This window comes from Chromatiales bacterium, from assembly GCA_024234935.1.
GTDB lineage: Bacteria > Pseudomonadota > Gammaproteobacteria > Steroidobacterales.
This window is the reverse complement of sequence record JACKNI010000002.1, coordinates 444397-464295: the sequence shown is the minus strand read 5'-3', so window position 1 is coordinate 464295 and position 19899 is coordinate 444397. Positions and strand designations below refer to the sequence as shown.

Here is a 19899-nt window from a genome sequence, read left to right as displayed (position 1 = left end):
CTGACCGCGCCTGATTCAGCGGCGGGTGGTCCCTGATTCCGGCCGGTGGCGATTGATCCCGCACCTGGAATAGGGGTTCATGCACTCGGCGATTGCGTACAGACCCTCCGGATTCAGCAGGGTGATCTGCCGGCGATTGGCACGCAACAGCCCGCTTTTCTGAAAACGCGCGAGTATGCGGCTGACCGTCTCGGTCGCGAGGCGCAGGTAGTTGGCGATGTCCTGACGCGACATCGCCAGTTGCAGTTCGGTCGAGACACCGCCCGCAAGTCGATGCCGGGCACCGACCATGACGAGAAAGGCCGCGAGCCGTTCCTCGGCAGTGAAGTCGCCGGAGATGCTGGTCATGCTGAACACGTGGCGGCTGAGCCCGCGCAGGATCTGGAGCTGCAGTTCCGGAATCTCGCGAGCCAGCTGGCTGATGGCGCGATAGGGCAGGTGACAGACCGAGCTTTCCACCAGCGCAATGGCGTCTGAAAAATGCTGCTCCGGGAAGATCGCATCGATGCCGATAAGCTCGCCGACGAAATGAAAATTGATCACGTGCTCCCGTCCGTTTGGATCCACGGCGCAGGTCTTGAGGCATCCGGTACGCACGGCGTACAGGGAATGGAATTTGTCGCCGACTCGAAACAGGTGTTCGCCCGGTGCCAGGGTGGCGGAGTGCTGAACGATATTCTCGAATCTGCGCAGGGCCTCGGGTGCCAGGCCGGCGGGCAGGCAGTGCGGCCGCAGGATGCAGGTCCCGCAGCGCGGCCGCGCCGGACCCGTCTTGATCGGGGTCGCCGCTGCAGCTGACCGGGCGTTTTTTGCGCCCTTGCCGGCGGCATCACCACCTGGGTTGTCTTTTTTTCCGGACCACGGCATGTGGCCGATTATACGGGAGTGCCGGAGCTCCGGCCGGCTCGCAGCCTTCGCTTGACCTCGCCGACATGGCGGCGACTCACGGCCAGTGGCGGCAAGCCGGCCTTGAGCCGTACCTGCCAGGCACCGTTGTCTTCCTGTTCGAGGCTGTCCATGTAGTCGATGGCCACCAGGGCATTGCGGTGTATGCGCAGAAAGCGTTCGCCAAACTCGCTTTCTAGACTCTTCAGGGGTTCGTCGAGGAGTGCTTCGCCACCGGCGTAATATGCCGTTACGTATTTCTGGTCGGCCTGAAAGCAGTATATGTCTTCGACCGGAATCATCTGCAGGGCGCGGCCGCGCTGGGCACAGATCTGTGTGCGTGGCAGCGCACCGGGCAATTCGGCCAGTTGCATGCGGCTGATGCGCGCCGCATGGGCCAGCGTCTGCTGCAGGCGTTCGCGGCGCACCGGCTTCAGGAGATAGCCGATCGCCTGTGCGTCGAAGGCCTGGATCGCATATTCGTCGTAAGCCGTGGTGAAGATGATTGCCGGCTTCTGCGCCCAGTTCGCCATGTGGCCGGCCACCTGCAGGCCATCGAGTCCGGGCATGCGGATATCCAGCAGCACGATGTCGGGGTGCAGTTCATTGGCCACCTGCAAGGCCTCCTCGCCGTGACTGGCCTCGCCGACCACGCTGAAGCCCGGGATTTCCGCCAGCAACTGGCGCAGGCGGCTGCGCGCCGGCGGCTCGTCATCGACGATCAGTACGCCTGTGGTCGCGCTGCTCATGCGGGCAGCGCCTGACGATCGGCCGGGAATTCGATGGTGACGGTGAACATGCCCGGCACCGTGTCGGTCACGGACAGCACCCCGCGCACGCCAAAGGCGAGTTCCAGCCGTTCGCGGATGTTGTCGAGTGCGATGCGGTTGCCCTGTCGTGCCGTGAGCACCGCGGGCGGCAGCGGGTTGCTGACGCTGATGCGCACCATGCCGCCGGTCGATTCGCCCGATACCTGGATGCGGCCAGGTGTCGGCATCGGCTCGATGCCATGGTAAATCGCGTTTTCCAGCAGCGGCTGGATGGTGAGTCCGGGAATGGCCGTATCTTCCGGCAGCGGCCCCAGCTGCCAGTCCACCTGCAGGCGTTCGCCCAGCCGATGCTGCTCCATGCGCTCATAGACGCGGGCGATCTCGAGCTCTTCGCGCAGCGGGATCAGTTGTCGGCCATCCCGCAGCGAGGCCCGGAACAGATCGGCCAGATCCTCCACGGCCTGTTCGGCGGCCAGCGGGTTGCTGCGGGTCAGTGCGGCAATGGTGTTCATGCTGTTGAAGAGAAAGTGCGGGCGGATCCGCGCCTGCAGCGCATTGAGCCGCGACTCGGCTTCACGGCGGACATTGCGCTGCCATTGCTGGGAGACATAGAAATAGCGCAGCACGGGCGCGGTCACCAGCATGCCGATGGCGAGGTTCCGGGTCAGGAAGCCCAGGTGATTGGTCGGGAACCAGCCGCCACCGGTATCAGGACCGGTGCCGAGAACCCTGCCCAGCCAGAATGCCGCTTCCGAGACGGCAGCGACGCAAGCCATGACCACCAGAAAGGTGATGACGCTGCCTTCCGGTACGGGAAAGCGCGCCAGCCAGCCGCGCAGGCGGCACAGCAATGCCGCGCTGAGCAGCCCCGTCCAGAGCAGCAGGAGCGCGGTCTGGGCAAGATGGCTGTAGAACGCCCACCAGCCGGGTTGGCCGGCCAGTGTCAGCAGCAGGGCCAGCAGTTGTGATGCGAGTACGACGCCAAAGACGGCGAGCGGGGAGCAGAGATTCGGGATTTCGAAGCCGTCAGAACCCGTGCTATTCCTCGCTGCACCATTCTTCCATGACCCGTTCCGCATCTGCGCGCTCGGCATCGAGTTCCTCATCCGTCAGGTAGATGCGGTCGCCGTTCGGACCGGGTTTGTAAAGCTTCTGGGCCTGATTGTAGTTTGCCACACGCTCCTGCGCCTTCTTGCAGGTCGCAGCCCGTTGCGCCAGGTTCCTCTCGCGATCGGTCATCGCAGCGTCAGCAGCATCGGCACTGCCGGCAGCATCGTCGGCGTCCTGCTGACCCTCTGGCGGGGTTGCAGCGTCTCCCTGGGTCTCATTGCCTTTGGTCCGCGCCTGCGCCGTGCTCTTGTCCGTCCGGCGATAACGGATCGGCAGCGTTTCAGATGCGGCATTGACCGGCGGCTGGTCGCTGTAGTGTGGAACGCCCTGGTCGTCGACCCACTTGTAGACTGCGGCCTGCTGGCCGAGCGCAGGTGTCACAACCAGGGCAGAGGCGAGAACGAGGGCGGACAAGCCGCTGGCAGTAATCAGGCGCTGCATGTTCGGGACCTCTGTGAAAGATGCCGGGGCCGTATCGATACCGCCCGCATGGCCGCGATTATGCCATCAGCGAGGCCCCGGAAAATCAGACACAGTTCACGCTCAGGTATAGGCGCTCTCGCCGTGCGAGCAGGTATCGAGGCCCGCCCGCTCCTGGTCTTCGCTGACGCGGAGGCCAATGGTGCTGTCGATGAGCGCAAAGCCGGCCACCGAAACCACGCCGGACCAGAGGATCGTGGTACCGACTGCCCACAGCTGGGCAGTCAGCTGTGCGGTGATGGAATAGTCGGCCGTGGCATTGGCGACGTAGTCGTATACACCGGTGCCGCCCAGCGCCGGATCGCAGAAAACGGCGGTCAGCAGCGCGCCGACGATCCCGCCGATGCCGTGCACGCCGAAGACGTCGAGTGAGTCGTCATAGCCGAACATCGCCTTGAGCCGGGTCACGCCGAACAGGCAGATGAGGCCGGCGACGAAGCCGATGCAGATTGCGCCCATCGGTCCGACCCAGCCACAGGCGGGGGTGACCGCCACGAGCCCGGCAACGGCACCGGATGCGGCGCCGAGTACCGTCGGCGTGCCGCGGTGTACCCATTCGGCACAGGACCAGGCCAGCGCCGCTGCCGCTGTAGCAAGGACCGTGTTGACGATCACCTGCGCGGCCAGGCCATTGGCTTCAAGATTCGAACCGGCGTTGAAACCGAACCAGCCGACCCACAGCAGCGAGGTACCGATCATGACCATCGGCAGATTGTGCGGCGGCATGGCCACCCGCCCGTAGCCCACGCGCTTGCCGACGAACAGGCAGCCGACCAGTCCGGCGATGCCCGCATTGATATGCACGACGGTACCGCCGGCGAAATCCAGCGCACCCTTCTGGAACAGGAAACCGGCCGCTTCGCCGGCGGCCGCGCCGGCGGCGGGATCCGTATAGGCATCGGGACCGGCCCAGAACCAGACCATGTGTGCGATGGGCAGGTAAGCGAAGGTGAACCAGACCACCACAAACAGCAGTACTGCGGAAAACCTTATGCGTTCGGCGAAGGCGCCGACGATCAGGCAAGGGGTGATGCAGGCGAAGGTGAGCTGAAAGGCAAAGTAGGCGAATTCGGGGATGTACACGCCCTTGGAAAAGGTCGCTGCCAGCGAGTCGACGGTAATGCCCTGCATGAACAGCCGGTCGAAACCGCCGATGAACACGCCGTTGCCGCTGAATGCCAGGCTGTAACCGTAGATGGCCCACAGCAGTGCGATCAGGCAGAAGGTCATGAACACCTGCATGAATACCGACAGGACGTTTTTCGAACGCACCATTCCACCGTAAAAGAGCGCAAGGCCGGGGATGGTCATGAGTACGACGAGGATGGTCGACAGCAGCACCCAGACGGTATCGCCCTTGTCGGGCACTGGCGCATCGGCGCCGAGCGCACTGCCGGCGGCAAGCATCAGGGGCAACAGCAGCGCTGCAGCTGAGGAAAAAGCCATCCGGCGCGGGTGGCCAGCGGGGGTCTTGTTCTGTATCACGGTCTGTTCTCCTGCTCGATTCTTCCGGGGTTTGCTCAGACAGCTTCGCTGCCTGTTTCGCCGGTGCGGATGCGGATGACTTCGTCGAGCTGGGTGACGAAGATCTTGCCGTCGCCGATCTTTCCGGTGCGGGCGACGTTGACGATCGCTTCGATGACCTGTTCGGCGATGTCGTCGGCAACCGCCAGCTCGAGCTTGGTCTTCGGCAGGAAATCGACGACATACTCGGCACCGCGATAGAGCTCGGTATGTCCACGCTGCCGGCCATAGCCCTTGACCTCGGTGACCGTCACGCCGTGTACGCCCATGTCGACGACGGCCTGACGTACATCGTCGAGCTTGAAGGGCTTGATGATTGCGGTGATCAGTTTCATGAAAGCGGGTCCTTGCATGTCAAGTCATCTGTCGCTGGTGTTTTGCCGTCATTTGCCGCTTGTGTGGCCCGGGTGGGGCTGGCACGATCTCCGGCAGCTGACAGCACGACTAAGCACGATCCGTGCCAGTCATGCGGAGGCCGCTTGGCGCAAGGCTTTGCGCTTTTTCAGACGAGGGCGTTGCCTCATGCTGGTGCAGCCGGCAGCAGCGTCTGGCGCTTTTTGGAGCGCCGTTCAGAGGACTTGCTCAATGGATGCGAAATTCATCGAAGATCTGGCCCGCAAGCTGGCCGCGAACGTGCCCGGCAGCATGCGCGTGGTACAGGCTGACCTGGAGCGGAACTTCCAGGCGCTGCTGGCCAGCACCTTCGACAAGCTCAACCTCGTCACCCGCGAGGAGTTCGACGTGCAGCGCAAGGTGCTGGAGCGCACCCGCGACAAGCTCGGCGCGCTGGAGGCGGAACTCGAGGCCATCGAGTCGCGGCGGACCGGCAGCAAGGGCTGAGCAGACGGCTGCTGCGTCCCTGCGATGCGCCTTGCCACCACGCTGACCCGCGCCCAGCTTGGTCTCAAGGCGCCGGAGGTGGTGGTCGAAGCGCATGTGGGCAGCGGCCTGCCGCAGTTCACCATCATTGGCCTGATCGAAACCGCGGTACGCGAGAGCCGCGACCGGGTGCGGGCGGCGATCAGCCAGTCAGGACTCGAATTTCCGGACGGGCGGATCACCGTCAACCTTGCGCCGGCTGACCTGCCCAAGGGTGGCAGCGGCTTCGATCTGGCCACGGCGATCGCCATTCTCGCGGCCTCCGGACAGGTATGTCCCGGGCGTCTGGCCGGCATCGAGTTTCATGGCGAACTCGCGCTTTCCGGCGCACTGCGCCGGGTACCCGGCCTCTTGCCGGCGCTGATGGCCGCACGGCGCTGCGGCCGGTCTGCTGTTGTGCCGGCCGTGGCGGAGCGTGAAGCGGCGCTGCTCGGTGGTGCAGGCATTGCTCTCGCCGATCAGCTGGTCGACGTGGTTCGCTACCTGAACGGCAGCGGCGAATTGCGCGCGCCGGTCGCGGCGCCGGTGGCTGTGCCGGCGAGCCCACTTTGCATTGAGGATCTCGCTGACGTGCGCGGTCAGGCCCAGGCGCGCCATGCACTCGAAGTCGCGGCAGCCGGCGGGCACCATCTGCTGTTCACCGGTCCGCCAGGTACCGGCAAGACCATGCTTGCCCGGCGCTTGCCGGGGCTTCTGCCCGAGATGAGTGAAAGCGAGGCGCTTGAATCAGCGGCGGTCCATTCGCTGGCCAGCGGAATGGTGGTCTTCCGCCAGCGACCATTTCGTTCCCCGCATCACACCGCGTCGACTGCGGCGATGGTCGGTGGCGGCGGCAATCCCCGCCCCGGCGAGATTTCCCTGGCCCATCACGGTGTGCTCTTTCTCGATGAGCTGCCCGAGTTCTCGCGCCCGGTGCTCGAGGCCTTGCGTGAACCGCTGGGCACCGGGCAGGTGACGATTGCCCGCGCGCTGCGCACGGTTGAATATCCGGCCGCTTTTCAGCTGGTCGCCGCAATGAATCCCTGTCCCTGCGGTTTTGCCGGCGATCAGACCGAGGCCTGTCGCTGCACGCCGGAGCAGGTGCGGCGCTACCAGCTGAAAGTCTCCGGCCCGTTGCTCGACCGTGTTGATCTGGTGGTCAGCGTCAGCCGGGCCGGCCTTGGTGACCAGCTGGCCGGTGCCTCGCCCGCCGGTACTGAATGTTCTGCTGTCGTGCGCAGCCGGGTACTGGCGGCTGTAGAGCGACAGCTGTCGCGTGCCGGCGCATTGAATGCCCGGCTGGATGCGGCCGGCCTGCGCGAGCACTGTCATCTGCAGGCCGATGCCCAGGCGCTGCTCGAGATGGCCGGTAACCGTTTCGCACTCTCCGCCCGTGCGCTCGACAGCGTGCGGCGCGTTGCGCGTACGCTGGCCGATCTTTCCGGTGCGGAGGCCATCAGTCGCACGCACCTCGCCGAAGCGCTCAGCCTGCGTGCCGACCGCGGCAAGGGCGACGGATTGATCGCCGGGTAGGGGCGACTTGCCGCCCGCAGCTTGGCACGATGCGTCGATGGCGCCATTGTCCCGACTGGGTAAACAGGTTCAGGAGGTTCTGGACTGCCTTGAGCGTATCGGCGTACCCAGTGCGCTGATCGGCGGGCTGGCGCTGGCACCGTACAAGGTCATCAGGGCTACCCAGGGCATCGATCTGTTGACGGATGCCCGGCGGGCCGATGCCGTGGATCGTGAGTTGCAAGCACTTGGTTACAGTTGTTTACACCGCAGCGGTGATGCCGGGAACTATGTACGCGGCGATGAGCGCGTAGACTTACTTTACGCAAGTCGTCCGGCTGCCCTTCGTCTTCTGGCTGACGCGAAATCACGCAGTACGCCATTTGGAACGCTGCGGGTGATCAGTCTGGAAGGCTTGATCGCCTTCAAGCTGCAGGGCCTGGTGAACGACCCGTCCCGGACCCGGGATCTTGAAGACATCCGCGCACTGCTGCAGATGAACAGGGACATCGTTGATCTGGATGCAGTGCGGGAGTATTTCCGCCTGTTTGATCGCGAGGCACTGCTGGATGAAATCCTCTCGACACTACCCTGAACCGAAGCAGAAGTTGACGCACCCGGTGGTCCTGTTTGCCGATGGCGGCGTGTCTGTGCCGATGTCCTCTGACCGCGACCCTTTCGAAGCGCTGGATGACCTGATGACGGTGATGGACGCGCTGTGTCCAGAGTGGCCGGCGCGCAGGAACTTCGGTCCGATGGACAAGCTGCGGCTGTAGTTCCGGCCCCGGGCAGGAGCGGCTGCTGCTGCGCCGGGCACGGCGGCGTCAGGCAAAACGTGCGCACTGAAGTGCAGGCGGCCAGCCCGGCGTATTTCTAGTAGCGGTTCCGGATCGGCCGCACCGGGCCGGTGTAGCGTTCCTTGCCCGGCTTGCCGCGCAGCGGGGGCAGTTTCACGCGCTGCACCGGCACGCGGCTGTCGGGGACATGGTCGAGCAGATGACGGATCAGGTTCAGGCGACCCCGGCGCTGATCATTGAAGTCGACGGCGAACCATGGCGCATGTCTGCGGTGCGTGGCCCGGAACATCGCGTCGCGGGCGCGGCCGTATTCCGCGTAGAGCGTGCGCGACTTGAGGTCGATGGGTGACAGCTTCCAGCGCTTGAGCGGATCCGTCGCCCGCTCGGCAAAGCGCTCTTCCTGGTACTTCTGGTCCACGGCCAGCCAGTACTTGAAAAGCAGGATGCCGTCGTCTACCAGCATCTTTTCAAACAGCGGCACCTGGCGGAGAAACTCGCGATACTCGGTGGCGGTGCAGAAGCCCATGACTTTTTCCACGCCGGCCCGGTTGTACCAGCTGCGGTCGAAGAGCACGAGTTCGCCGGCCGCGGGCAGATGCGGGACGTAGCGCTGGAAGTACCACTCCGTGCGTTCCCGTTCAGTCGGCGTAGCCAGTGCGACGATCCGTACCTGGCGGGTATTCAGGGATTCGGCAATCGCGTTGATGGTGCCGCCCTTGCCGGCAGTATCGCGGCCCTCAAGCAGAACGACCATCCGCTTTCCCGTATGCCGCAGCCAGCGCGTGAGCTTGTTCAGCTCAAGCTGGAGCGGCGCGAGATGGTCTTCGTAGTCGCCTTTCTTGAGTTTGTTGCCCAAGTGCCGGTGTCGCCGCTAGCGGCTTTTCGACACCATGAAGTCGACCGCACCCATCACCTCTGCGTCCGAGAGGTCGGTCCGGCCACCCTTGGGCGGCATGAAGCCCGCCGCGCCCTGGAATCCTTCCAGTGCATGCTTGTGCAGCGTGTCCGTGCCCGTTGCGATACGCGCTTTCCAGGCACCGGCATCGCCGAACTTCGGTGCACCAGCCACGCCGCTGCCGTGACAGGCCACACAAGCTGCGCTGTAAACCTGCTCGCCGTCGAGTGCCTTGGCTGCGGCCGCCGGGGCTTCAGCAGCCGGGGCAGCATCCGCAGTCTGACCAGCGACGGCCGCGGGCTCGGCTACCGGTTCTTCGCCGGCTACGCTGACCCGGCCGACCGGCGCAATCCGCTTGTCAACGGCGGCGGCGTAATCCGGGTCCGCCTGTACCCAGGCGAGCTGGGTCTCGCTGCCGACCACGCGTGCCGTGACGATCAGCACCACGGCAATGCCGACCAACACGCCGATCACCACCATGAAGAGGTTGAAGAAATTCTGGTCCTGGCTGCTCAAGGTCGGCCTCTCCGTCTGATTGCTGGGCTTGGGAATCGAAGTACAAAAGTATAGGTGCGAGGGGCGACAGTTTATACGGAATGCGCATTGCTGCGCGTTACATGGATTGGGCAATCCGGCGCGGGGAGGCAAAATCCCGGATGCCGGCCAGCTCTCTCAATGCGGCCAGGTCGAGCACCCTGACATGATGGCTCCCCGATCTCAGGATGACCTGGTCAGTTTCGAGTTCCTTGAAGCTGCGGCTCACCGTTTCCTTCTTGAGACCGAGGAAGTCCGCGATGTCTTCACGACTCATCGGGATATCGATTTCGGTCAGGCGCGGATCGTTGTCGTTGGCCAGGTGGTCGGTCAGCCGGCGCCAGTGGCGCAGGTAGAGCAGGAATACCGCCAGCCGTTCCCGCGCCGTGCGCTGTCCGAGGCTGTAGACCACATCGAGGACGTCCTCGACCACCCGCAGCATCATGTTCAGAAATGCCCGCTCGGCGACCGGGTCGCTGGCCAGCCGCGCGTCCAGCACGTGGCGGGGGCAACAGGCGATCCTCGACGGGGTGACCGCTTCCACGCTGAAGAAGTAGGTCTCGGTGGCCGTCAGACCCACGAAGTTGTCGGGAAACAGGAAAGACAGCACCTGACGTCGCCCGTCAGTGCCCGTACGGCAGACCCGCAGCACGCCGGAGACGATATTGAAGACCTGATCCGCCTTCCCGCCGGCGCTGATGACGACCTCGCCCGGCACCAGGTCGCGCAGCGGCGCTGCATCGAAGATGTCCAGGAAAACGTCCTGGGGAAGATCGAGTGTGGGCGGCTGAGGCGCGGGCATGCGGAAAGGATGGCGGGGCTGCGCCGGACTGGCAAGTGGGCGCTGCGAGCTCCGGCTCTAGACACCTGATGGCGACGAGCCCCTGCGTTGGACGCCATGCGCGGGCGGGCGGTATCATCGCGGCCCCGCCACGCGCCCGTAGCTCAGCTGGATAGAGTACTGCCCTCCGAAGGCAGGGGTCAGAGGTTCGAATCCTCTCGGGCGCGCCACTTTCCAAAGGTCCATACCGGACACATGGTCAGAGTTTCATGCCGGCGACACTGCCGCCGTTCTTCCGGCAATCAGCGATTGTGTGCGTGCAGCCAGGCCATGAGCTGGATCTTGCGGCCCTCGACGATCTCGGTCGCGGTATTCGCGGCCGCTTCACCCGCCACACTCTGGCTGGCGGCGCCGATGAGTTCGACGATATAGGGATCCCAGCCGGTGGAACTCACGTCGGTATCGGAATCCGTGGCGCGTCGTCGGGGTGGAGAGTTGTCTTGAGTAGCCATTGTTGTTCTTCTTGTACAGGCCAGACTTGGCCCGAATATAGTCCCGCTACAGCTTCTTGCGGCGAAGATTGTACATAAGCTTCACACTGATCCTCCATCCGGACTTTCCTCAACGGAGTAGAAGACGATGCGCATTCAGGCAAGGCCAGCCGGCAGCTACCCCTGGTATCTCAAACCGTTTTTCTGGAGCCAGAAGCGTCGCTATGGCGAGGTGCTGCTGCCCGGTTTGCTGTGGGGCCGCGTGCCGCGCCTGTTCATGACCGTGGCCATGCTCTATGGCGCGCTCGATGCGCGCCGCTCGCCGCTCGATCCGGTGCTGCGTTCGCTGCTGACGGTGCGCGTCTCGCAGCTCAACTGGTGCCGCTTCTGCGTGGACATCAATTCGGCGACGCTGGCCCGGCGGGCCGGTTCGATGGCCAGGGTTGAGGCACTGGAAGAGTGGCGAACGAGCGAGCTCTATTCAGCGTCGGAGCGCGCAGCACTGGATTACACGGAGGCCATGACGATCACCGGGCGCGGTGTGACCGATGAGCTCATGGCCGAGCTGCGCCTGCACTATTCCGACGACGCCATCATCGAGCTGACAGCGCTGATCGCCTTCCAGAACCTGTCGAGCAAGTTCAACAGTGCCCTGGATGTGCCACCGCAGGGTTTCTGCCGGTTGCCTTCAGCCACTCCGGACGGGTCTGACGATGCATCCTGATCGGCTAGACTGGCTTCCGGAAACTGAACCGGATCCGCTCCATGCATGCATCGCCTCCACCACGCCCGGGGACCATTGATGGTCCGGGGCCGCTTTCGGATTTGGAGCGCAGCGTTCTGACGGCGCTGCTGCGGGGCGAGGGCGAAGCGCTTTCCGCCCTGCGTGCCCAGCTGGCGCAGGCCCGCGTCGTCTCGCGTACCCACAGCGGTGTCGGTTTCATGACCCGCTTTGCGGTGCCGGATGATGCACCGGCGATTGGCACGGGAGCAGCGCCGCGGCTGCGACCGCTTATGGCCGGTCATCCGCAGCTGTCCGAACCGGCCGAATTCGTTCTGCAGTTGCGCGATGGGCGGCTGGCGAGCCTCGAGGCCTTCTGTTTTGCCGGCAGTTGGCCAGCCGATGCAGGGCACTTTCGCGTGCTGGAATGATGATGGTGCACCAAAGGGTGGATTGGAGAGCCGGCAGCCCTTGCGCCGATCTGGTCTGGGATCCCGGCAGCAGGTACCTTAGGCACTCCTTCCGAGGGAAGCTGGGCTGATGACGGGATACGGCAGGATGAATCTGGCAGGCATGCTGTTGCTGCCTGTGGCGGCGTCAGTGGCTGCGCTGATCGTGTTCGGCACACGCAGCGATACGCTCCTGACGGTATTCGCACTGAATCTCGTCCCCATGCTGATCAGCGGACTGGTGTCGTGGCTGCTGCTGCGCGGAGCCATGCGTGCCGGCAAGGGGCAGGGCATCGCGCTGTGGCCGACGCTCATCCCGGCCACTCTCGGCGCGGTCTGGTATCTATGGCGGGCCTTCATGCCGGATCCGGTAGCGCCGGGTGCCGAATATATTGCCGGCCCCCAATACCTGCTGATGGCTGTCGTATTGCTCAGCGTTGTCGCCTGGATCGGCTGCCGGATCGCCCGCGCCCGCTGAGCTGGCCCCGTCCGTCCGTGCGTTTCATTCCCTGCGCCGAGGCGCGTCAGCAGCCGAATATCGTCGTCGATGGTGCGCCGCTGCCTTCCAGCCTGCTGACCCTTTCCCACTGGCCGAACAACCAGTCCCCCGCGGCCGTCCGGCGTGATACGTCCACGGCCACGGTCTTTGCCTGGCTCGACCGGCCTGAGCCCCGGGTTTCCGTGCCATTCGTTACCAACAATCATTTCGACGAAGACGGACTGTTCAGTGTCTTTGCGCTCACCGAGCCGCAACAGGCAATGGAAGCGCGCGAGCTGCTCATCGCGGCATCCTTCGCCGGTGATTTTGGCGTGGTCCGGCGGCGCGACGCGGCGCGCCTGTGTTTCATCATCGAGTCGCTGACTGATCCGGCGAGCGGCGCCTTGCCGGCCGCCGTCTTTGCCGCGCCCGACCGGGTGGTGGCGCTGTATCAGGCGGTGCTGCCGCTGTTGCCGGAAATCATCCGCGACCTGCGGGATGGCTCGCCGCGTTATGGTGCGCTGTGGGCCGCACAGGACAAGCATCTGGCCGACAGTGAAGCCTTGGTTGCCGACGGAGCGGTGACGATCGAGGAACTGCCGGACATCGATCTCGCCATCGTGCGTATCCCGCCGCAGCTTTCGCCGCGTCCGGTGCGCCGCTATCTGGAGGACGAGCAGGCCGCGGTGCATCCCTTTGCGGTGAATACCGCGACCCGCTGCACGCGCTTGCTGCGTGTGCAGGGACAGCACTACGAGTTCGAATATCGCTACGAGAGCTGGCTGCAGATCGTCTCGCGCCGGGTGCCACTGCGGGTCCGGCTCGATGGCCTGGTCGACCGGCTGAATGCGCTGGAACCGGATGCGCCGCGGTGGATCGCCGATGACCCGATGACCGGCATCGTGCCGCGCCTGCGGCGCAGCGATGCTTCGCCATCGACGCTGAGCCTGGAAACCATGGTCGATGAACTGCGCAGCGCCTTCAACTCGGCGCCGGTCGCCTGGGATCCCTATGACTGGACCCGGCCCGCACCGGCCTGATCGGGCAGACCCGAACGATGAACGTACACAGGCAATCTCCCCAGCTCGCGGGCCTGGTGTTCGCCGCAGGGGCCTCGCTGCGTTTCGGTACACCGAAGCCCCTGGCCCTGTTTCGCGGCATACCGCTCGTGCGCCACACCACTACCCTGCTCGCGCAATTTTGTCCGGTCGGCGTTTATGTCGTGGCGGGCACGGCCGAACAGGCCATACGGGAGCTCGTTGCGCCGGATGGTGTGCAGCTTGTCGTGAATGAGGACTGGGCGAGCGGCCTCGCCAGTTCGCTTGCTTGCGGCATACGCGCCCTGCCAGTTGGCGCGGATGCCGTACTCGTGATGCCCTGTGACCTGCCGGCCGTCACCGCAGATGACCTGGCCCGGCTGGTTGCGGCGTGGCATGCAGCGCCCGAGCTGATGGCGGCGGCGCAGTTCGACGGCCACCCGGCACCGCCGGCGATCTTTCCCCGTGCGGTCTGGTCGCAGCTTGCCCTGCTGCGCGGTGACCAGGGCGCGCGCGCCGTGCTTGAAAGCGCAGAGCAGCGCAGCGTGGTGGCGATGCCCTCGGCAGCGCTCGACGCTGATACCCCGGACGAGCTCACTCGCCTCGAGCGCACGCTGGGCTAAACTGCGCCCATGGTCAAGGTACGCGTCGAATACTTTGCAATCCTGCGTGAGCATGTCGGCTCTGCGCACGAAGCCCTCTCCACCGCCGCCGTGACGGTGGGCGACCTCTATGAGGAACTCGACCGGCGCCACGCCTTCCCGCCGCTCGGGCGTCTCAAGGTCGCGGTAAACGATGAATTCCGTGACTGGAGCACGCCACTGCGGGATGGCGACATGGTGGTGTTCATCCCGCCGGTAGCTGGCGGATGAGTCACTTCGGTTTCAAGCGCGAGCGTTTTGATCTGGCGCCGTACCGGGCGCTGCTTGCTGATCCGGTGGCGGGAGGCTATGCGAGTTTCGAAGGCTGGGTGCGCAATCACAACGATGGACGCGCTGGCGTGCTGTATCTCGAGTATGAAGGCTACGAGCAGCTGGGCGTCAAGGAAGGCGAGCGGATCATTGCCGAAGCTTTCGCCCGCTTCGGTATCAGCAAGGCGCACTGCATCCACAGGCTCGGCAAGCTGGAAATCGGCGAGCTGGCGGTCTGGGTCGGGGTGTCAGCGGCGCACCGGGATGCTGCCTTTGCCGCCTGCCGCTACATCATCGACGAAGTGAAACACCGCGTGCCGATCTGGAAGAAAGAGCACTTTGCCGACGGTGATTCCGGCTGGGTCAACTGCGAGGCCTGTGCCGCTCACGCGGCTGAGACACCGTCGCTGAAATAGTCGGCAATCCGGAACTACGCGCCGCTTCCGGCGCGAGGCTCAGCGATTCTGCCGCTCGCGTTGCACCAGCTCTTCGGCCACGGCCAGCAGGTCGTCGTGGCTCTTGATCTTCGGTCCGTCCGTCAGGTACTTGCCGTCGACGACGAGCAGGGGTACGCCCTTCACGTGGTACTTGGTTGTCAGATCCTTGGCACGGCGCAGCTGGCTTTCGACCGCGAAGGAACGGAAAGTCTTGTTGAAGGTATCGGCCGATACGCCGAATTCCGCGAACAGCTTCTGGATGTCCTGTTCGTCGGTCATCGGCCGGTTTTCGATATGGATGGCCTTGAAGACCGCCGGAGAGATCTGCGCGCGCTTGCCCAGCGCTTCAGCCGTATAGAAGATCCGGCCGTGAATCTCGTTGGTCGGGTTCCACATCACCGGGATGCGCACCAGATTGACATCAGCGGGCAGCCGCTTCTCCCATTCCCCGATCACCGGCTCCAGGTTGTAGCAGTGCCCGCAGCCATACCAGAATATTTCGGCCACCTCGATCTTGCCGGCCGGGCTGCTGCTGCCCTGCGCTGCAGTCAGGGTGGTGTAGTAATCGCCTTCCTTGTACTGCCAGTTGGTCTGCTTGGCGGCCGGCTGGCTGTTCGCCGGCAGCACGATATCCCTGGCCGGAAGCGGCGATTGCGCAGCCGCCTCGACGGTTTCGTCAACCGATGCGGCAACCGCTTCGGCCGTCGGGGACACTTCTGCTGCGGGCTCGACAGCCGGAGCAGCGATGGTCGCGACGCTGTTGTCTTCCGGCGCGCTGGCGGGCGTTGCCACCGCCTGGGGTTCCGATGCCTTGCCGCAAGCCGCGAGGACGCTGAGCAGCGTGATGACGAGAACGGAGCGGAAGAGCTTCATGGCGCGATCTCCGGGAAAGCTGCGGGGGTGGCTCAGGGGTGCAGGCCCTGCAGGTAGGACGTTACCGCCTGGATTTCTTCATCGGTCAGCCGGGATGCGGTGGTGCGCATCATCTGGGTATCGCCATCGGTGGCGCGCTGTTTGCTGCGATAGGCAAGCAGCTGATTGGTGGAATAAGTGGCATGCTGCCCGGCAATCGCAGGCCAGCCCGCCGCACTGTTGCCCTGGCCGCCGGGGCCGTGACAGGCGCCGCAGGCCGGTACGCCGCTTGCCTTGTTACCACCCCGAAACAGACGTTCGCCGCTGCTGACCAGCGCGGGATCGGCCGTTTTGCCGGCAAGCTTCTGCGCGCTGAACCAGGCTGCGAGGTCCTGCATGTCCTGATCGCTCAGCGCCGCCGCCTGGGCATTCATCAGCACATTCTGCCGGCTGCCGTCCTTGAAGGACTGCATCGCCTTGACCAGGTAGCTTTCGTTCTGGCCGGCGAGACTCGGCCACTCGGGGTTGAAACTGTTGCCATCTGCACCATGGCAGCCCGCACAGACGATCGAGCGGGCCTGGCCTGCTTCAGCCGAGCCCGCGGCATGTGCGGGGCTGAGCAGCAGCAGACCGGTGGCGAGGGTGCCGGCACAGCCCAGAAAGCGCCACAGGGAAATCGTTCGACGCAGGGTTTTTGCGGTGTCCATAAGCTTGTTCTGTAAGGAAAATAAGGGGCGAGTCACGTGCTAGACTCGGGCAGCGCCGCATTGTACACGAAAAAATTCTCGCTCCATTCGCCCGCAAATGTCCCTGTATCCCGAAGCCCGTTTCATCACGAGCGCTGCACGCGCTGCCCAGTTCATCACTGATGAGGGCCGCGAAGTTGCCTTCGCCGGGCGCTCGAACGCGGGGAAATCCAGTGCCATCAACGCCATCCTCAACCGCCGCGACTTTGCGCGTACCAGCAAGACCCCCGGCCGCACCCAGCTCATCAACTTCTTTGCGCTGGACGACGTGCGCCGGCTGATCGACCTGCCGGGTTACGGCTATGCACGGGTCTCGAAAGAGATGCGTGATCACTGGCGGGAGCTGCTCGACGACTACTTCCATGCGCGCGATTCGCTCACCGGCCTTTTCCTGATCGTCGATAGCCGGCGGGGACTTGGCGATATCGACTGGCAGATGCTGGAGTGGGCGCACTCCCTGAATGGTCCGATTCATGTGCTGCTGACCAAGGCTGACAAGCTGTCACGCCAGGAAGCCGCAGCGGCGCTGGCAAAAGGGCGGGAAGAGCTGGGCGCCGAAGTGAGCGTGCAGTTGTTTTCTGCGACCAAGAAGCTGGGTCTGGAGGAAGCGCGCGCTCACCTGAATGCCATGCTTGAGGCGCGTCCTGTTGCGTGAATGACCGGCGCGGCCGGTCGCCAGGGGGATGGCCGGTGGCGGAATAAAATTGGCCCCGGACGCCAAGGGGGGATGAAGCGTCCGGGGCCAGCCAGCACTACCGGTCAGGGGTTACCGGCTCACGCTTCGGGCCGGGGGGGCGGGCCGAAGCGGCTTGGTCATGGTTTTTGATGGATCCGGACAGGCGAAGTTCCCGCCGCATGGCGGCGGAAATCAGTGCGCTTCGTCCCAGTTCGCGCCATGCCCGACGTCCACCCGCAGTGGCACGCGCAGCTGAGCTGCCGCGGACATCCTTGCCACGACCTGGCTGCGAACGGTGGCCAGGCTCTTTGCCGGAACTTCCAGCACCAGCTCATCGTGGACCTGCATGATGAGCTGTGCGCCCGTGCCGCTCTGCTGCAGCCAGGCATCGGTGCTGATCATGGCTCGCTTGATGATGTCCGCGGCGCTGCCCTGCATCGGGGCATTGATCGCGCTGCGTTCCGCATACTGCCGCCGTGCCGCCTGCCGCGCACGGATATCCGGCAGATACAGGCGGCGGCCAAACACGGTCTCCACATAGCCCTGTTCGCGAGCCTGTTCGCGGGTGCGCTCCATGTACGCCTTGACGCCCGGATAGCGCAGAAAATACAGCTCGACGTAGCGCGCCGCTTCCTCGCGACTGATGCCGAGCTGGCGGGCCAGCCCGAAAGCCGACATGCCGTAGATCAGGCCGAAGTTGATCGCCTTGGCGGAGCGGCGCTGGTCCTTGCTGACCTCGGCAAGCGGCGTGTCGAAGACTTCGGCGGCAGTGGCCTGGTGTATGTCACGGTCTTCGGCAAAAGCGCCGAGCAGACCTTCGTCACCGGAAAGATGCGCCATGATCCGCAGTTCAATCTGCGAGTAGTCCGCCGCGAGCAGCACGCAGCCCTCGCGCGCGATGAACGCCTGCCGGATACGCCGCCCTTCTTCGGAGCGGATCGGGATGTTCTGCAGGTTGGGATCGGATGAGGACAGGCGTCCCGTTGCAGCGACTGCCTGGTGATAGGAGGTATGGATGCGCCCGGTGCGCGCGCAGACCTGTTCGGGCAGCTTGTCCGTGTAGGTGGATTTCAGCTTGCTCAGCGAGCGGTAATCGAGGATCAGTTTTGGCAGCGGAAATTCATCCGCCAGTTCGGCCAGTGCATCCTCGTTGGTAGACGGTTGCCTGGTCGGCGTGTATTGCCGGACGGGCAGCTTGAGTTCGTCAAACAGCACGGCCTGCAGCTGCTTCGGTGAATTCAGGTTGAAGGGATGACCGGCTTCCTCGTGGGCAAGCTTCTCCAGCACCGCCATCTTTTCGGCAAACTCGCCGGACATGGTGCGCAGCAGCCGCGTATCGACCAGCACGCCCGTTTCTTCCATCCGGGTCAGAACCGGCACCAGCGGCTGTTCGATATCCTCGTACAGCGCGCTGAGTCCGGGCGCCGCAGTGAGCTGCGGCCAGAGCTGGTGATGCAGGCGCAACGTGATGTCGGCATCCTCGGCCGCATATTCGCTGGCCAGCTCGACGCTCACCTGGTCAAAAGTAATCTGCTTCGCGCCCTTGCCGGCCACATCCTCGAAATGGATGGTGTCGACGCCGAGGTATTTCCTCGCCACTGAATCGAGATCGTGTCGGGTAGCCGTGCTGTCCAGTACATAGGACTCGAGCATGGTGTCGTAGCGCATGCCGGCCAGCCGGATGCCGTGGTTGGCGAGCACGTGTGCATCGTACTTCAGATGGTGACCGACCTTGTGTGCGGCCGGGTTCTCCAGCCAGGGTTTGAGCGTCGCGAGCGAGTCTTCGCGATCGAGCTGATCGGGTGCGCCGACATAGCGGTGCGCGACAGGCAGATAGGCTGCGTCACCGGCATCCAGCGCGAAGGACAGCCCGACGATCTCGGCCCGCATGTAGTCGAGGCTGGTGGTTTCGGTATCGAAAGCGACCAGCGCGGCGCTTTCGATGCGCTTCAGCCAGGCCGCCAGCTGGGCCTTCGTGACGATGGTCTGGTAGTTCCGCGTGACTGGATCAGGCAGCCTGGCTGGCGGTGCATCGCTTTTCGTCGTTGCCGGCTCAGCGGCGGCAGGTGCTGCACCTGCCGTTCCTTCGCCCGCATCAGCCTTCGGCTCGATGCCTTTCAGCAGGCTGCGGATTTCGAGCAGTTCAGAAAGCCGCGTGAGCTCTTCCGTATCGGGGTCGCCGGGCCGCATGTCCTCCGGCTTCTCGTCCAGCGGTACGTCGCAGTGAATCGTTGCGAGCTGGCGCGACAGGGGCAACTGGTCCAGATGTGCGCGCAGCTTTTCGCCGACCTTGCCCTTGATCTCGCCGGCCCGCGCGACGATGGCGTCGAGACTGCCGTATTCAGTGAGCCACTTCGCCGCCGTCTTCGGCCCGACGCTGGGCACGCCCGGGATGTTGTCCGAGGTGTCACCGACCAGGGTCAGCCAGTCGATCATGCGTTCGGGCGGGACGCCGAATTTTTCCACCACGCCGGCCGGATCAAGCACCCGCCCGCTGATGCCGTCGAACAGCCGGATGCGTTCGTTGACGAGTTGCGCCATGTCCTTGTCGCTGGTCGCAATCAGCGTGTCGAGTCCTGCCGCGTATGCGCGCTTCGCGAGCGTCCCGATCACATCGTCGGCCTCGACGCCGGATTCGCGCAGCAGCGTGATGCCGAGCGCTCTCACCATTTCCATCAGCGGCGGGATCTGCGCCTGCAGGTCGTCCGGCATTGCTTCGCGGTTGGCCTTGTAGTGCGCGTACAGCTCATCGCGGAAGGTCGGCCCCGGCGCATCCATCACCACGGCGATCAGGTCCGGCGCCTGGACCCGGCGGATCTGCCGCAGCATGTTGAGAAAACCGAAGATCGCGCCAGTCGGCTGACCTCTGGAAGTGGTCAGCGGCGGCAGGGCATGAAAGGCGCGATAGAGATAGGAGTTGCCGTCGATCAGGACCAGGCGGCGTGGTGCAGGCAT

Annotated in this window: 25 protein-coding genes and 1 tRNA gene; 13 read left to right on the top strand and 13 right to left on the bottom strand. The window is 64.5% G+C overall.

Features of this window, described 5'->3' with window-relative positions:
* Positions 1-15 precede the first annotated feature (15 nt).
* From H6979_07565 to H6979_07540, 6 genes are all read right to left on the bottom strand, one after another.
* Positions 16-867 carry a helix-turn-helix domain-containing protein gene (locus H6979_07565; protein ID MCP5139697.1) on the bottom strand — a complete coding sequence of 284 codons (852 nt, stop codon included), beginning with the start codon at positions 865-867 and terminating at the stop codon, positions 16-18.
* Between the two features lie 8 nt (positions 868-875).
* Positions 876-1634 carry a response regulator gene (locus H6979_07560; GenBank protein MCP5139696.1) on the bottom strand — a complete coding sequence of 253 codons (759 nt, stop codon included), beginning with the start codon at positions 1632-1634 and terminating at the stop codon, positions 876-878.
* Positions 1631-2749, bottom strand: coding sequence for a sensor histidine kinase (locus H6979_07555; GenBank protein ID MCP5139695.1), 1119 nt, complete (start codon positions 2747-2749; stop codon positions 1631-1633). The genes H6979_07560 and H6979_07555 overlap by 4 nt, the downstream gene beginning before the upstream one ends.
* Positions 2694-3206, bottom strand: coding sequence for a DUF4124 domain-containing protein (locus tag H6979_07550; GenBank protein ID MCP5139694.1), 513 nt, complete (start codon positions 3204-3206; stop codon positions 2694-2696). The genes H6979_07555 and H6979_07550 overlap by 56 nt, the downstream gene beginning before the upstream one ends.
* 102 nt (positions 3207-3308) lie before the next feature.
* Positions 3309-4691 (bottom strand): ammonium transporter, encoded by a 1383-nt coding sequence (locus tag H6979_07545; protein ID MCP5139693.1) that lies wholly within the window; start codon positions 4689-4691, stop codon positions 3309-3311.
* Positions 4692-4765: 74 nt separating this feature from the next.
* Positions 4766-5104, bottom strand: coding sequence for a P-II family nitrogen regulator (locus H6979_07540; GenBank protein ID MCP5139692.1), 339 nt, complete (start codon positions 5102-5104; stop codon positions 4766-4768).
* A 250-nt stretch (positions 5105-5354) separates the two neighbouring features.
* Here H6979_07540 and H6979_07535 point away from each other — a divergent pair, with 250 nt between their 5' ends.
* From H6979_07535 to H6979_07520, 4 genes are read left to right on the top strand one after another with little or no spacing between them, the layout of a single operon-like run.
* The gene (locus tag H6979_07535) at positions 5355-5609 is read left to right on the top strand and encodes an accessory factor UbiK family protein (GenBank protein ID MCP5139691.1); all 255 of its coding nucleotides are present in this window, start codon (positions 5355-5357) and stop codon (positions 5607-5609) included.
* A gap of 24 nt (positions 5610-5633) precedes the next feature.
* Complete coding sequence (locus tag H6979_07530; protein MCP5139690.1) at positions 5634-7160, top strand: YifB family Mg chelatase-like AAA ATPase; 1527 nt, start codon at positions 5634-5636, stop codon at positions 7158-7160.
* 7 nt (positions 7161-7167) lie between these two features.
* The gene (locus H6979_07525) at positions 7168-7734 is read left to right on the top strand and encodes a hypothetical protein (GenBank protein ID MCP5139689.1); all 567 of its coding nucleotides are present in this window, start codon (positions 7168-7170) and stop codon (positions 7732-7734) included.
* Entirely contained in the window at positions 7709-7915 is a 207-nt protein-coding gene (locus H6979_07520) for a hypothetical protein (GenBank protein ID MCP5139688.1), read from the top strand. Before H6979_07525 ends, H6979_07520 begins: the two co-directional genes overlap by 26 nt.
* A 97-nt stretch (positions 7916-8012) precedes the next feature.
* On the opposite strand, the gene ppk2 is transcribed toward H6979_07520, so the two are convergent.
* The 3 genes from ppk2 to H6979_07505 form a co-directional block, all read right to left on the bottom strand.
* Positions 8013-8792, bottom strand: a complete 780-nt coding sequence (gene ppk2, locus H6979_07515) for a polyphosphate kinase 2 (GenBank protein MCP5139687.1) — start codon at positions 8790-8792, stop codon at positions 8013-8015.
* A 15-nt stretch (positions 8793-8807) separates the two neighbouring features.
* Complete coding sequence (locus H6979_07510; GenBank protein MCP5139686.1) at positions 8808-9311, bottom strand: cytochrome c5 family protein; 504 nt, start codon at positions 9309-9311, stop codon at positions 8808-8810.
* Positions 9312-9444: 133 nt separating this feature from the next.
* Positions 9445-10167 carry a helix-turn-helix domain-containing protein gene (locus tag H6979_07505; protein ID MCP5139685.1) on the bottom strand — a complete coding sequence of 241 codons (723 nt, stop codon included), beginning with the start codon at positions 10165-10167 and terminating at the stop codon, positions 9445-9447.
* A 132-nt stretch (positions 10168-10299) separates the two neighbouring features.
* Between H6979_07505 and H6979_07500 the strand changes: the two genes are divergently transcribed.
* Positions 10300-10376, top strand: a tRNA-Arg gene (locus H6979_07500).
* A 72-nt stretch (positions 10377-10448) separates the two neighbouring features.
* Here the strand turns inward: H6979_07500 and H6979_07495 are convergent.
* A complete protein-coding gene (locus H6979_07495; protein ID MCP5139684.1) occupies positions 10449-10658 on the bottom strand; it encodes a hypothetical protein in 210 nt (69 codons plus the stop codon).
* Between the two features lie 127 nt (positions 10659-10785).
* Between H6979_07495 and H6979_07490 the strand changes: the two genes are divergently transcribed.
* The 7 genes from H6979_07490 to H6979_07460 all read left to right on the top strand — a co-directional run bounded on the left by H6979_07490 (position 10786) and on the right by H6979_07460 (position 14649).
* Positions 10786-11361, top strand: a complete 576-nt coding sequence (locus H6979_07490; GenBank protein ID MCP5139683.1) for a carboxymuconolactone decarboxylase family protein — start codon at positions 10786-10788, stop codon at positions 11359-11361.
* Positions 11362-11462: 101 nt separating this feature from the next.
* Positions 11463-11789, top strand: a complete 327-nt coding sequence (locus tag H6979_07485; GenBank protein ID MCP5139682.1) for a hypothetical protein — start codon at positions 11463-11465, stop codon at positions 11787-11789.
* Between the two features lie 127 nt (positions 11790-11916).
* Complete coding sequence (locus H6979_07480; GenBank protein ID MCP5139681.1) at positions 11917-12285, top strand: hypothetical protein; 369 nt, start codon at positions 11917-11919, stop codon at positions 12283-12285.
* A gap of 17 nt (positions 12286-12302) precedes the next feature.
* Positions 12303-13325, top strand: a complete 1023-nt coding sequence (locus tag H6979_07475) for a hypothetical protein (protein MCP5139680.1) — start codon at positions 12303-12305, stop codon at positions 13323-13325.
* A 17-nt stretch (positions 13326-13342) separates the two neighbouring features.
* Positions 13343-13945 (top strand): nucleotidyltransferase family protein, encoded by a 603-nt coding sequence (locus H6979_07470; protein MCP5139679.1) that lies wholly within the window; start codon positions 13343-13345, stop codon positions 13943-13945.
* A gap of 9 nt (positions 13946-13954) precedes the next feature.
* Positions 13955-14194 (top strand): MoaD/ThiS family protein, encoded by a 240-nt coding sequence (locus H6979_07465; protein MCP5139678.1) that lies wholly within the window; start codon positions 13955-13957, stop codon positions 14192-14194.
* A complete protein-coding gene (locus H6979_07460; protein ID MCP5139677.1) occupies positions 14191-14649 on the top strand; it encodes a molybdenum cofactor biosynthesis protein MoaE in 459 nt (152 codons plus the stop codon). Before H6979_07465 ends, H6979_07460 begins: the two co-directional genes overlap by 4 nt.
* Positions 14650-14688: 39 nt before the next feature.
* Here H6979_07460 and H6979_07455 read toward each other — a convergent pair whose 3' ends face one another.
* Positions 14689-15543: a thiol:disulfide interchange protein DsbA/DsbL gene (locus tag H6979_07455; protein ID MCP5139676.1), complete on the bottom strand. Its 855-nt coding sequence runs from the start codon at positions 15541-15543 to the stop codon at positions 14689-14691.
* 32 nt (positions 15544-15575) lie between these two features.
* On the bottom strand, positions 15576-16229 hold the full coding sequence (locus H6979_07450; GenBank protein MCP5139675.1) for a cytochrome c4: 654 nt from the start codon (positions 16227-16229) through the stop codon (positions 15576-15578).
* Between the two features lie 97 nt (positions 16230-16326).
* On the opposite strand from H6979_07450, the gene H6979_07445 reads away from it, so the two are divergent.
* On the top strand, positions 16327-16923 hold the full coding sequence (locus H6979_07445) for a YihA family ribosome biogenesis GTP-binding protein (GenBank protein MCP5139674.1): 597 nt from the start codon (positions 16327-16329) through the stop codon (positions 16921-16923).
* 213 nt (positions 16924-17136) lie between these two features.
* On the opposite strand, the gene polA is transcribed toward H6979_07445, so the two are convergent.
* Positions 17137-19899, bottom strand: a complete 2763-nt coding sequence (polA, locus tag H6979_07440) for a DNA polymerase I (GenBank protein MCP5139673.1) — start codon at positions 19897-19899, stop codon at positions 17137-17139.